Below are 13171 nucleotides of genomic sequence, written 5' to 3'. Positions count from 1 at the left end.
GCCTGAGTTTTGAGCGAGGAAATCATGTCGAATCTGGTCATTACCGGAATCATCGATGGGCCCCTGACCGGTGGCCTTCCCAAAGCCGTTGAATTCTATGTGCTGAATGACATCGCCGATCTGTCGATCTACGGCGTCGGCTCGGCCAATAACGGTGGCGGCACCGACGGTCAGGAATTCACATTTCCCGCCATCCCGGCCAGCGCCGGGCAGTATCTGTATCTGGCCAGCGAAGAGGCCGGGTTCACCGAATACATGGGCTTCGCGCCTGATTTCACCAGCGGATCGGCCGTGTCGGTGAATGGCGACGACGCGGTCGAGCTGTTCATGAATGGCACCGTCGCGGAGGTCTTTGGCCAGATCGACATGGACGGGACTGGCACCGTCTGGGATTATCTGGACGGCTGGGCCGCGCGCAAGCCGGGCAGCCTGCCTTCGGCCAGCTTCGATCCGGCCGATTGGGTGTTTTCGGGCGTCAACGCGCTGGATGGCGCGACCGCCAATGACAATGCGGCGACGCCCTTTCCGCTGGCCGGCTATGCCAGCGCCCAGCCCCAGCCCCTGTTGATCGACAAGGTGCTGGGTTCGACCACGGGCAGCGATAGCGAATTCGTCGAACTGACCGGTCAGCCGGGGCAGTCGCTGGACGGCTACAGCCTGATCATCGTCGAGTCCGACGACAGCGCTGACAATGGCAGCATAGATGCGCGGTTCGATTTTACCGCTGATCACACCATTGGCGACAACGGCCATTTCCTGATCGGCAATGATCTGGTCGCGACCACCTATGGCGTGACGCCGAACGCGATCATCCCGCAGAATTTCATCGAGAACAGCAGCTATACTGTCGCGCTGGTCGAAACCGCCAGCCTGTCGGGCAGCGCTGTCGCTGGCGGCGAGGTCGTGATCGACGCGGTCGGTGTCAGCGATGGCGAAACCGGCGAAAGCTTTGCCTTCGGGGCGCCGGTCGTCGGCCCGGATGGCAGCTTTCTGCCCGCCGGTGCGATCCGTGTCGAAAGCGGCGTGGATACCGATCAGGCCAGCGATTTCACCTTTGCCGATTTCGGCAATGATCCGGCGGTAAACCAGCCGGTCGCGGGCACATACGAGACCAGCCCCGACCAGTATCGCGCGGTCAAGATCCACGAGGTTCAGGGCGTGACCGACCTGGCGGATGGCACGCTGGTCGGTGTGGCCGGGGCCGCCGATGAAAGCCCGCTTCTGGGTCAGTTGGTTCGCGTGCAGGCCATTGTCACGCAGGTGATGCCGGGGCTGGGCGGTTTCTACATTCAGGAAGAGGACAGCGACGCCGATGGCGATGCCCATTCCTCGGAAGGGATCTTCATCGCCTCGAACGCGGTGGTGCAGCCCGGCGACCTGATTTCGGTCGAAGGGCTGGTCGGTGAGACCGGCGGCGAGACGCGAATCACCGCCGCCACCGTCACCGTCGATGGCAGCGGCTATGATCTGCCCACGGCCAGTGTGATCGAATTCCCGACCGCGACCGTGCTGCGCGATGCCGATGGCGATTATGTCGCCAATCTGGAAGCCTATGAGGGCATGCGTGTCACCGTTCCGCAGGACATGACCGTCAGCGAACTGTTCCAGCTGGACCGCTTTGGCACCATGCGCCTGACCTCGGACGGGCGGGTCGAGACGTTCACCCAGTCGAACGCCCCAAGCGTCGATGGGTATCAGCAGTTCCTGAAGGATGTCGCGGCACGCTCGCTGGTTGTCGATGACGGGTCGGGGGTGCAAAATCCCGATGACATCCTGGTGCCGTTCCTTGGCGAAGATGGGACACTGGATCAGGGCGACCAGTTCCGCATGGGCGATGCCTATCGCGGCCTGACCGGGGTGCTGAGCTTTTCCGAGGACAGTGCCTCGGGCAGCGAAGAACCCGAATACCGCATCCACAGCCCCAGCGAAGGTGAGTTGGTTCAGGCCAATCCGCGTCCGGCTGAACCCGCCGATGCGGGTGGTACGCTGACGGTGGCGTCCTTCAACGTGCTGAACTATTTCACCACCCTGTCGGGCAGCACCGGCCCCGCAGGCGATCAGAGCCCGCGCGGTGCCAACAACGCGGCCGAGTTCGCCCGCCAAGAGGCAAAGCTGGTCGCCGCCATTACCGAAGCCGCCGCCGATGTCGTCGGCCTGCTGGAGATCGAGAACGATCCGCAGGGCTCGGTTTCGCTGGCGTCGCTGGTTTCGGCGCTGAATGCGGCGGGTGGCACATACGCCTATGTCGAAACCGGCCCGATCGAGGGCGCGATGGGCGGCGCGCTGGAAGGCGATGCGATCAAGAACGGCTTTATCTACAATTATCAGACCGTCGAGCTGAACGGCGGTTTTGCGCTGCTGGATGAAACCGTCGATGCGCGGTTCCAGACCGAGGGCACGCAGCGCCCGGCACTGGCCCAGACCTTTACCGAGAAGGCCAGCGGCGAAAGCTTTACCGCCATCGTGAACCACCTGAAATCCAAGGGGTCGGTCGTGGATGGCGATGCGGATATGGGCGACGGGCAGGGCAATAACGCCAATGTCCGGGCGGCCGCTGCCGCCGCGCTGGCCGACTGGATCGCCAATGATCCCACCGGCACCGGCGAACAGGATGTTCTGGTTCTGGGCGATCTGAACGCCTACCGGATGGAGGACGCGATCACCACGCTGCGCGCGGGTGCCGACGGTGTTCTGGGCACGGCGGACGATCTGACCGATCTGGGCGCGCTGTTCGATCCCGACAGCATCAGTTATGTCTTTGACGGCATGACCGGGACGCTGGACTATGCCTTTGCCAGCGAAAGCCTGACCGCCAAGGTCACCGGTGCGGCCTATTGGAACATCAATGCCGACGAGGCGGATGCCTTCGACTATAATCTTGATTTCGGGCGCGATGCGTCGCTGTTCTCGGCCGATGCCTATCGGTCGTCGGACCACGATCCGATCATCGTCGGGCTGGATCTGGGCGAAACGCCGATGACCTACACGCTGGAAATCCTGCATATGGCCGATCAGGAGGGCAATGGATCGTCGATCCTGTATGCGCCCAACGCCTCGGCCATCATGAACGCGCTGGAGGCACAGGATCTGGGCGGCGACGGTCTGGCTGACAACACCATCCGCCTGTCGTCGGGCGATGCGTTCATTCCGGGCGTGTTCTTCGACGCATCCAGGGCCGTGTTCGGCTCGGGTGGCATTGCCGATATCCAGATCCAGAATGAGCTGGGCTTCCAGGCGATCACGCTTGGCAACCATGAATTCGACATGGGGACCGCGGTGCTGGCCGATCTGATCAGCGGGCTGGCTGCGGGCGATTTCAGCGCCCTGACCGGCAGCGCGCTGGCCGGGCTGGATTTCACCGGCACCGACATGCCCTATCTGTCGGTCAATCTGGATGTCGGCACCGACGCCAATCTTGCCGCGCTGGCCGTGGCCGGGGGCGGGCTGCCGGTGGGCAACAGCATCACCTCGTCCGTGGTGCTGGAAGAAGGGGGCGAGCTGATCGGCGTGGTCGGCGCGACGACCCCGACCCTGGCGCGGATTTCGTCCTCGGGTGATGTGACCGTGTCGCCGCAATGGGCCGACACCACGCCGACCGCCGCAGAGCTGGATGCGCTGGCCGCGATCATCCAGGCCGAGGTCGATCAGCTGCTGGCCGACAACCCGACCATGAACAAGGTCATCATGCAGGCCCATATGCAGGTTCTGGATATCGAACTGGAACTGGCCTCGCGGCTGTCGGGCGTCGATGTGGTGATTGCCGGAGGATCGAACACGCGTCTGACGGATGAAAACGACCGGCTGATTGACGGCGATGTGTCGCAGGGCACATATCCGCAATTCGTCACCAATGCCGATGGCGGGGTGACGGCGGTCGTCAACACGGACGGTAATTACAAATATGTCGGCCGGCTGGTCATCGACTTTGACGAGAACGGTCAGATCATCGCCGACAGCTATGATGCGGATGTGTCGGGCGCCTATGCGACCGACGATCAGGGTGTCGCCGATCTGGGTGCCGAAAACCTTGTCGATCCCGAGATTCAGGCCATCGTCGATGCGATCGAGGCCCAGATTCAGGCGACCGAGGGCAATGTCTTTGGCATCTCGAACGTGTTCCTGAACGGCAACCGTTCGGGCGTGGATGATCCGGCCAACAGCGATGGTGTGCGGACGCAGGAAACCAATCTGGGCAACCTGACCGCGGATGCGAATCTGGCCTATGCACAGGCCCATGACGAGACGGTCACCGTCTCGATCAAGAATGGCGGCGGGATCCGCGCCTCGATCGGCGAGGTGACGGTGCCTGCGGGCGGAACCGATTTCCAGCGCCTGCCGAATGGCGAGTTGCTGGACAGCGATGGCAATGTGATCAAGCCCGAGGGCGGGATCAGCCAGACCGACATCCAGACCACGCTTGCCTTCAACAACAGCCTGTCGCTGCTGACGCTGACCCGCGCGGAACTGATCGAGGTTCTGGAACATGCGGTGTCCGCCGCGCCCTCGGCCGCCGGGCAGTTCGCGCAGGTGTCCGGGGTGCAGTTCAGCTTTGATCCCGATCAGCCGGCAGGGTCGCGCATCATCAGCGCCGCGATCACCGATGGCGACGGCAATGATCTGGATGTGCTGGTCCGCGATGGCGAAATGGTCGGCAATGCCGATGGTCAGATCCGCATCGTCACGCTTGGCTTCATGGCCGATGGTGGCGACGGCTATCCCTTCCCGATGGGTGCCGGGGTCAATCGCGTCGATCTGAACGATCTGGATGGCGATGGGGTGGATGACGGCGCTGCCGATGGCGTCGCGACCTTCGCGGATAACGGAACCGAACAGGACGCTTTTGCCGAATATTTGGCCGCGAATTTCGGCACCGCCGAAACCGCCTATGATCGCGCAGATAGCGGCTATGACGGCGATGACCGGATCCAGAACCTGTCCTATCGCGATGACAGCGTGATCGACGCGCCCAGCCTGAACGTCATCATGGGCACCGATGGTCGCGACAATCTGGTCGGCACCGATGGCGACGACCTGATCATCTCGGGCGCGGGTCGCTTTGATGTCGTCGAAGGCGGCGCGGGCGCGGATGTGTTCTATTTCGGTTTCGAGGCGCTGGACGGTGTGCGCGAACGCACCACGATCAGCGATTATGAAATCGGCATGGACGTCATCGCACTGGCCGAGGGTGTGGGCATCGCATCGCTGAAACAGACCGGCAACATGGTCATCGCCTATCTGGATGATCCGCAGGGCAGGGATGATGCGATCTATATCCGTGGGACGGATGTCACCATCGACGCGCTGAGCTTCGAAACCGATTACACGCTGGCAACCGTCTGAGACGCGCTGCCATCACGATGGGAATGAACAGATGAAACGCTTTGCAACGGCCCTGATCACGGCCCTGACCCTGGCCACCGCCCCGGCGATGGCCGCGACCACCGATCCGGTTCTGGATGCGCCCTATGCGCTTGGCTCGGCGCTGGTCGAGGAAGGCGTCGCCGATCTTCTGATCTTCGGCGCGGAAACCTATTCCAGCGGGATCGAGGTTCAGGGCGACCTGACCTCGGATCTGGTGCTGTTCTTTGAAACGGCCGATCCCTACGCCACGGTGGACGCCTCGTTCACCCTGTTTTCGGATGGGGCAACGGTGCTGGCGGGGCTGTTGTCCTCGGTTAGTCTGGGCGATGACAGTGTCATCAACCTGGTCTTCGGCGATCTGACCGGGGATCTGGCTGCGGCCTTTGGTTCGGCGCTGACGCTGGAACTGGCGTTCTTCGACGATCTGGGCGCCGATCCCTTCGCGATGTTGCAGGACGGCATCGATTACGAGATCGCGTTTCTGGCCACGGGTTCGCCCGCGGCGGTTCCGCTGCCTGCGGGCGGTCTGCTGATCCTGTTGGGGTTGGGGGCGCTGGGTCTGATGCGCCGTCGTCGCCGGGCCTGATCGGCCCACTAGGGTTCGGTGCCGGGGCGCGGGGACATCCCGCGCCCCGGCTTCTTTTTGCGTCAGCCTGCACGGCCCGCCCGCCCGCGCCCCTTGCGACGAAGCGATTTACAAGCCGGTCGCGATCTGCATGCTGTGCAGAAAACGGCAGGAGGGAGGTTCTGCCGCGCGACCGTCGCGCCCGATTGCGGGCGCCGTCGCCGCAATTCTGAGAAGGGGGAGAATATGGACAAGACAGTGCCCGATCTGGCGCGGGCAGTGGCACCGATTACCGATGGCGCCTCGGTGATGATCGGCGGGTTCGGCGCATCCGGCATACCGTTCGGGCTGATCGACGCGCTGCTGGATCACGGCGCGACCGGGCTGACGGTGATTTCGAACAATGCCGGGGCAGGGGACACCGGTATCGGGCGGCTGCTGAAGGAAAACCGGGTCGCCAAGGTGATCTGTTCCTATCCCCGCTCGCCGGGGTCGGTCTGGTTCGAGCGGCGCTACGAGGCCGGTCAGATCGCGCTGGAGGTCGTGCCGCAGGGCACATTGGCGGAACGGATGCGGGCGGCGGGGGCCGGGCTTGGCGGTTTCTTCACCCCGACCGGCTATGGCACGCGCCTTGCCGAGGGCAAGGAAACGCGGGTCATCGACGGCAGGGGCTATGTTCTGGAAGCGCCGCTTTCGGCGGATTTCGCGCTGCTGCGCGCCGAGGCCGGCGATCCCTGGGGCAATCTGCGCTATCGCGTCACGGCGCGGAACTTCAACCCGGTCATGGCCACCGCCGCGCGTCACGCCATCGCCGAGGTGCGGCATCTGTCGACACAGCCCCTGGACCCCGAAACCGTCGGCACGCCCGGCATCTTTGTGCAATCACTGACCGAATACGGGGTGCGGCCATGAAATCCAGAACCGACAGCGAATTGGCGGCCCGCGTCGCCCGCGACATTCCCGACGGGGCCTATGTCAATCTGGGCATCGGCAAACCGACCCATGTCTCGGCCCATGTCCCTGACGGGCGCGAGGTGATCTATCATTCCGAAAACGGCATCCTGGGCGTCGGGCCGACCCCCGCACCGGGGCAGGAGGATTGCGAGCTGATCGACGCCAGCAAACGCTTTGTCACCGCCGCGCCGGGGGCTTCGTATTTCGAACAGGCCGACAGCTTTGCGATGATGCGGGGCGGGCATATCGATATCGCGGTGCTGGGTGCCTATCAGGTCGCGCAGAACGGCGATCTGGCGAATTGGGCGACGCTGGACGACAGCTATCCCCCGGCGGTCGGCGGGGCGATGGACCTTGCGGCAGGTGTGCCGACGATCTTCGTGATGATGCGGCACGTCAGTCGCGACGGCAGCCCCAAGCTCTTGGAACGCTGCACCTATCCGCTGACCGGTCTGGGCGTGGTCAGCCGCGTTTATACCGATCTGGCGGTGCTGGACGTCACCCCCGAAGGGTTTCGCCTGATCGAGCTGACCCCCGGCAACAGCCTGGATCAGGTTCAGGCCCTGACTGGCGCCCCCATCCTGACCTAGCCGGTTTCAGGTGCCGCCAAGTTCGGCCACGGCCCGCAGCAGACGCGGGCCGTAGGTCCTGTGCAGTTCTTCGGCAGAGACCAGGAATGAGGGCCCGCCGACATTCAGCCCATAGACCGAACTGCCATCCAGCGACCGGATCGGGGCGGCGATGGCGTTGATTTCGGGCTTCCACGCGCCAAAGCTGGTGCAATAGCCGTATTGTTCGAAATCGGTCAGGGCTTCGGCCAGGCTTTCGGTCATGCGGTCCCGCTGATCGGGAAATTCCTCGATCCCCTGTGCCAGCGCCGCGTCGCGTTCAGCCGGGGTCATGCCCGCAAGGATGGCGCGGCCGATACCGGAATAGAACAGCGGCAACCGTGCCCCGACATCGATCGACAGCGATACCGCCTGCCGTTGCCTGCGGGCCGCGACATAGATGGCGCGGATGCCGCTGCGTTCGGCCAGGGCAATGGTCAGATAGGGGTTGGGGCCGCTGCAAAGCTGGGTCAGGACCTCATCGGCGCGTTCGCGCAGATTGACGCCCGCCAGTGCCCCGAAGCCCAGTTGCAGGACCTTGGGTCCCAACCGGTATTCGCCGCTGTCATCATGCCGGTGCAGATGCCCGGTCTTCATCAGCGTATAGGTCAGCCGCGACACGGTCGGCCGCGCCAGCCCGGTCCGCTGTGCGATCACGTGATTCGACAGATAGCGATCCTCGGTCCGGAAACAGCCCAGGATATCCAGCCCGCGGGCCAGCGCGGTCACGAATTGGCGATCTGTTTCTTCGGGTTCTGTCGTCATGTCCATTTCGCTTTGTAGCACGTTCGGGCGGCCCGTCAGGCCCTGTAAGGAATGTTTCGCACAGCGAACAGCATTTTCATGCTGCGGTGCAGCCACGATTTTCCGCCCCGCCATATTGACAAGGAAACGCCCCGGTGAATAGTTGTTTCGCTATGCGGACAGTTTGTCCGCAGAACTGGACCCGCGGCCGAGGAGGGGCGCGGCAGGGGAGGAACAGGATGAAACTGGCCAGAAATGCCGCCTTTGGGATCGCCGTGATCCTTGGCAGCGCCGCACAGGCGCAGGATATCGAATTGCCGCGACAGATGTCGTGGACGGCCTATGACACCGGCTCGGCCGGGTTCAATCAGGCGGTCGCGATCGGGGGCGAATTGCAGAAGGCCACCGGCACCAGCCTGCGTGTGCTGCCGGGCAAGAACGACATTTCGCGGACCGAGCCGTTGCGGCAGGGCCGGGTCGATTTCTCGGCCACCGGCGTTGGCGGCAGCTTCATGGCGCAGGAAGGTGCGTTCGAGTTCGGCGAACGCAAATGGGGGCCGCAGCCGATCCGGCTGTTGCTGGCAAATAACGGCGGTGAAATCGGGTTGTCCGTGGCCGTGGCGGGCGATCTGGGCATCGAAACCTATGCCGATCTGAAGGGCAAGCGCATCGCCTATATCGCGGGCGCGCCCGGACTGAACGTGAATATGGAAGCCTATCTGGCCTATGCCGGGCTGGGCTGGGACGACGTGGAACGCGTCGATTTCGGTGGCTATGGCGCATCCTGGTCGGCGCTGATCGACGGGCAGGTCGATGCGGTCTTTACCTCGACCAACAGCGGCCCGGCCTATGAGGCGGCATCGGCCCCGCGCGGCCTGACATGGCCGGTGATGGATCCCGACGACACCGAGGCGCTGGCCCGGATGCAGGCCGTCGCGCCGTTCTTTGCCCGCACCAAGATGACGGTCGGCGCGGGCCTTGACGGCGGCGAGGCGGTGGATGGCGCGGCCTATCCCTATCCGGTCCTGATCGCGATGGCCCAGACCGACGGCGATCTGGCTTATAACATGACCAAGGCCATGGTCGAGCTGTTCCCCGCATATCAGGACAAGGTTCCCGGTATCTCGGGCTGGCATCTGGATCGGCAGAATTTCGAATGGGTCGTGCCCTATCACGACGGCGCCATCGCCTATTTCAAAGAGGCAGGCGTCTGGAGCGACGCCGCGCAGACCCATAACGACGACCTGATCCGCCGTCAGACCGTGCTGAAAGAAGCGTGGGACAAGCTGGATTCCGAAAACCCCGATGACTGGGACGCGGCCTGGTCCAAGGCGCGGCGCAAGGCGCTGGCCGATGCGGGCCTGCAGGTCGTGTTCTGAACGGGCCTGATCCCGACGCGTGACGATGCGGTGGTCGCCGCCGCATCCCTTCCAGTCTTGGAGAGGAGGCCAAGATGCAGACAGGTGATGCCCCCGATCGGCAATCTCGGGCAACCTTGGGTGGGCGCGAAGTCGCGCTGATCCTTCTGACCGTCGCGGCGCTGCTGCTGGTCGTCAATCAGCTGTTCAATCTGCGTCTGTTCGGGATCGTCCTTTTGGACGGTCGCTATCTGAACATCCTTGCGACGCTGTTTCTGGCCGGGGCCTTTCTGGTCTTTGACCTTCGCGGTCGGCGGATGCAGCCTGCCGGCCTGCTGGATTGGGTGTTGGCGGCGCTGACCCTTGGTTCGGGTGGCTACCTTGCGGCCACGGCGATGCAGAACGTCAATGAGGGCTGGGAATTTGCGGCCCCGCCCCAGGCGCAATGGGTCGCCTTCCTGTTCGCCGCGCTGGTCCTGGAAGGGACGCGGCGCGCGGGGGGGCTGGTTCTGGCGATCATCGTCACGCTGCTGGCCTTCTATCCCAGCTTTGCGGGCTATGTGCCTGCGCCGTTTTCGGGCTTTCAAAGCACGCTGAGCGAGACGTTTTCCTACCATGTCTATTCATCGGAAAGCATCTTCGGCATTCCGATGAAGGCCTTTGGCGGCGTGGTGATCGGCTTTATCATCTTCGGGGCGGTGTTGCAGCAGACCGGCGGCGGCGCGTTCTTCAACGATCTGGCGCTGGGTCTGGTGGGCCGGTATCGCGGCGGCGCGGCCAAGGTCTCGATCTTTGGCAGCGGCTTCATGGGGTCGATGTCGGGCAGCGTGATCTCGAACGTGCTGACGACGGGCGTGGTCTCGATCCCGGCGATGCGGCGGACCGGGTTTTCGGCCCGCACCGCCGCCGCGACCGAGGCCTGTGCCTCGACCGGGGGGGTGCTGATGCCGCCGATCATGGGCGCGACGGCCTTCGTCATGGCGTCGTTCCTGTCGATGCCTTACGCCGAGATCGCACTGGCAGCCGCGATCCCGTCGGCGCTGTTCTATTTCGCGCTGTTCGCCCAGATCGACGCCTATGCCGCCCGCCGGGGCCTGCGCGGGCTGGAGCGGTCCGAGGTGCCGCGCCTGCGCGAGACGTTGCGCAAGGGCTGGCCCTATGTGCTGGTCTTCGGGCTGTTGATCTTCATGATGGTCGTGCTGCGTCAGGAAACCGCCGCACCCTTCTATTCGGTTCTGCTGCTTCTGGTCATCAACCAGTTCATGCCCGGCCACCGCATGACGCTGCGCAAGCTGGCCGACATCGTTCTGGGCATCGGCACCAGCCTGGCCGAACTGACCGCCGTGATCCTGGGCATCGGCCTGATCGTGGGTGCGTTTTCGGCCACCGGACTGGCCGGCACGCTGGTCAACGAACTGCTGTTCATCGCGGGCGACAATGTCTTTGTCCTGCTGTTGATGGGCGCGGCGACGGCCTTTGTCTTTGGCATGGGGATGACCGCGACGGCCTGTTACATCTTTCTGGCCATCGTTCTTGCCCCCGCCCTGGAGGCAGGCGGTCTGGACCGTCTGGCCGTGCATCTGTTCATTCTTTACTGGGGGATGGTCAGCTATATCACGCCGCCGGTCGCACTTGGGGCCTATGCGGCGGCCAGCCTTGCGGGCACCAGCCCGATGCGCGCCGGGTTCGAGGCGATGCGTCTGGGCAGCATCATCTATCTGGTGCCGTTCCTGTTCGTGCTGAACCCTTCGCTGATCGGCAATGCCGGCGCGACCGAGGTGTTCGTTGCGGTCAGCTGTGCCTTTCTTGGGGTCGGGCTGATCGGGATGGGGTTGCAGGGCTATGTGATCTGTCTGGGGCCGCTGGCCGGGCGCGGGCAATATCTGCTGCGGACCATGCTGGCGATGGGCGGGTTCTTCATCGCCATGCCGGCCATGCCCTTCGCGGGCGTCGGTTTCGGCACGACGGCGGCGCTGGGTCTGGCCCTGGCGGCACTGCCCCTGCTGGTGGCATGGCGCAGCAAATCGCAACATCTGACAGAGGTGCGGGCATGACCGATCAGTCCCAATCCGTGGCCGTTCCCGATCTGCGGCGCATTCACGATCTGCTGGATCAGGCACGGCCGGATCGCAGGCTGCTGCGCGATGCCGATGGCCGGGCCTGGACCTATGGCCAGATGGCGGACCTGTCCCGGCAGATGGCGGCGCGGTTGCAGGCGCATGGCATCCGGGCGGGCGATCGGGTGATGATCCTGTCAGAGAACTGCGCGACCTATCTGGCGGCGGTGATGGCGGTCAGCCGTCTGGATGCCTGGGCGCTGCTGGTCAATGCGCGCCTGACCGCGGCCGAGGTCGACCGTCTGGCACAGGTCGCCGGCATCCGCAGCGCGATCTTTACCCCCGAGGTGTCGCCCGCATCCGCGGATCATGCCGAACGCCTGGGCGCGGTTTCGCTTGGGGCGCTGGATTGCGGCGATCTGCGTGTGCTGCCGATCCGCGATGCGGTGGCGGAGCCGGTCGAGGACGGGCCCGACCAGACCGCCGTGCTGATCTACACGACCGGCACTGTCGGCGAACCCAAGGGCGTGATGCTGACCCATCGCAATCTGCTGTTCATGTCCGATGTCGCGCGACAACTGCGCCGGATCACCGTCGATGACGTGACGCTGGCGGTCCTGCCGGGCACGCATATCTTCGGCCTGACCTCGGTGATCCTGGGCGCGCTGGCGCAGCAATCGCAGCTGGTGATGATGCCGCGCTTCGACGCGCAACTGGTGCTGGATCAGCTGGCCCGCGGGGTCACGATCCTGCCCGCCGTGCCGCAGATCTTCGCGGCCCTGATGAAGCATCTGAATGCCCAGGGTCAGGCACCCTGCACCGACAGCCTGCGCTATATCTATGCCGGGGGCGCGCCGCTGGATCCGGGGCTGAAGCAGCGGGTCGAAAAGCTGTTCGGACTGGTGCTGCACAATGGATATGGCCAGACCGAGGCCTCGCCCGGGATCGCCGTCACGCGCATGGATGCGCCCCGCAGTGACAGTTCCGTGGGTGTCGCGGTGCCGGGGACCGAACTGACCATTCACCAGCCTGACGAAAACGGCGTCGGCGAATTATGGACCCGTGGCCCGCATGTGATGAAGGGCTATTACGGCAACCCCGCCGCGACCGCGCAGACGGTCATGGCCGACGGATTTCTGCGGACCGGCGATCTGGCCCGGCAGGACCCGGACGGCGCGGTCCATCTGGTCGGTCGCCTGAAAGAGCTGATCGTGCGGTCGGGTTTCAACGTCTATCCGCCCGAGGTCGAGGCCGTGCTGACCGACCATCCCGCCGTCACCATCTGTGGCGTCGTCGGTCGCGCCGTTCCGGGCGACGAAGAGGTGACGGCATTCGTCACCACCCACGCACCCGTCACCGAGGATGAACTGCGCGACTGGGCCCGTGCCCGGATGGCGCCCTACAAGGTGCCCTCGCGCATACTGATCGCCGAGGCGCTGCCGCAGGCCGCCACGGGAAAAATTCTGAAAAGCAAGCTGCTGGATCATTTCAGGTCGCAGCTGGAAGAGAAGGAAACGCATTGAT

The 13171-nt window shown here is 64.3% G+C and carries 8 protein-coding genes; 7 read left to right on the top strand and 1 reads right to left on the bottom strand.

Annotation, left to right across the window (positions count from 1 at the left end; all coding sequences use genetic code 11):
• The first annotated feature begins 24 nt into the window (after nt 1–24).
• The 4 genes from BMX67_RS08265 to BMX67_RS08250 all read left to right on the top strand — a co-directional run bounded on the left by BMX67_RS08265 (nt 25) and on the right by BMX67_RS08250 (nt 7470).
• Entirely contained in the window at nt 25–5340 is a 5316-nt protein-coding gene (locus BMX67_RS08265) for an ExeM/NucH family extracellular endonuclease (RefSeq protein ID WP_139206468.1), read from the top strand.
• Nucleotides 5341–5371: 31 nt separating this feature from the next.
• Nucleotides 5372–5947: a VPLPA-CTERM sorting domain-containing protein gene (locus BMX67_RS19860; protein ID WP_090733975.1), complete on the top strand. Its 576-nt coding sequence runs from the start codon at nt 5372–5374 to the stop codon at nt 5945–5947.
• A gap of 225 nt (nt 5948–6172) precedes the next feature.
• Entirely contained in the window at nt 6173–6838 is a 666-nt protein-coding gene (locus tag BMX67_RS08255; RefSeq protein WP_090733973.1) for a 3-oxoacid CoA-transferase subunit A, read from the top strand.
• On the top strand, nt 6835–7470 hold the full coding sequence (locus BMX67_RS08250; protein WP_090733972.1) for a 3-oxoacid CoA-transferase subunit B: 636 nt from the start codon (nt 6835–6837) through the stop codon (nt 7468–7470). Before BMX67_RS08255 ends, BMX67_RS08250 begins: the two co-directional genes overlap by 4 nt.
• A 6-nt stretch (nt 7471–7476) precedes the next feature.
• Here BMX67_RS08250 and BMX67_RS08245 read toward each other — a convergent pair whose 3' ends face one another.
• On the bottom strand, nt 7477–8253 hold the full coding sequence (locus BMX67_RS08245; RefSeq protein ID WP_090734066.1) for an IclR family transcriptional regulator: 777 nt from the start codon (nt 8251–8253) through the stop codon (nt 7477–7479).
• 218 nt (nt 8254–8471) lie between these two features.
• On the opposite strand from BMX67_RS08245, the gene BMX67_RS08240 reads away from it, so the two are divergent.
• The 3 genes from BMX67_RS08240 to BMX67_RS08230 all read left to right on the top strand — a co-directional run bounded on the left by BMX67_RS08240 (nt 8472) and on the right by BMX67_RS08230 (nt 13170).
• A complete protein-coding gene (locus tag BMX67_RS08240; RefSeq protein ID WP_090733970.1) occupies nt 8472–9611 on the top strand; it encodes a TAXI family TRAP transporter solute-binding subunit in 1140 nt (379 codons plus the stop codon).
• Nucleotides 9612–9685: 74 nt separating this feature from the next.
• Nucleotides 9686–11644, top strand: coding sequence for a TRAP transporter permease (locus tag BMX67_RS08235; protein WP_090733968.1), 1959 nt, complete (start codon nt 9686–9688; stop codon nt 11642–11644).
• Nucleotides 11641–13170 (top strand): class I adenylate-forming enzyme family protein, encoded by a 1530-nt coding sequence (locus BMX67_RS08230; RefSeq protein WP_217645811.1) that lies wholly within the window; start codon nt 11641–11643, stop codon nt 13168–13170. Before BMX67_RS08235 ends, BMX67_RS08230 begins: the two co-directional genes overlap by 4 nt.
• Nucleotide 13171 lies beyond the last annotated feature (1 nt).

It is taken from the genome of Paracoccus homiensis, assembly GCF_900111675.1.
Classification (GTDB): Bacteria; Pseudomonadota; Alphaproteobacteria; order Rhodobacterales; family Rhodobacteraceae; genus Paracoccus; species Paracoccus homiensis.
Note: the sequence above shows the minus strand (reverse complement) of the source record. Positions and strands in the feature narration are given on the sequence as shown.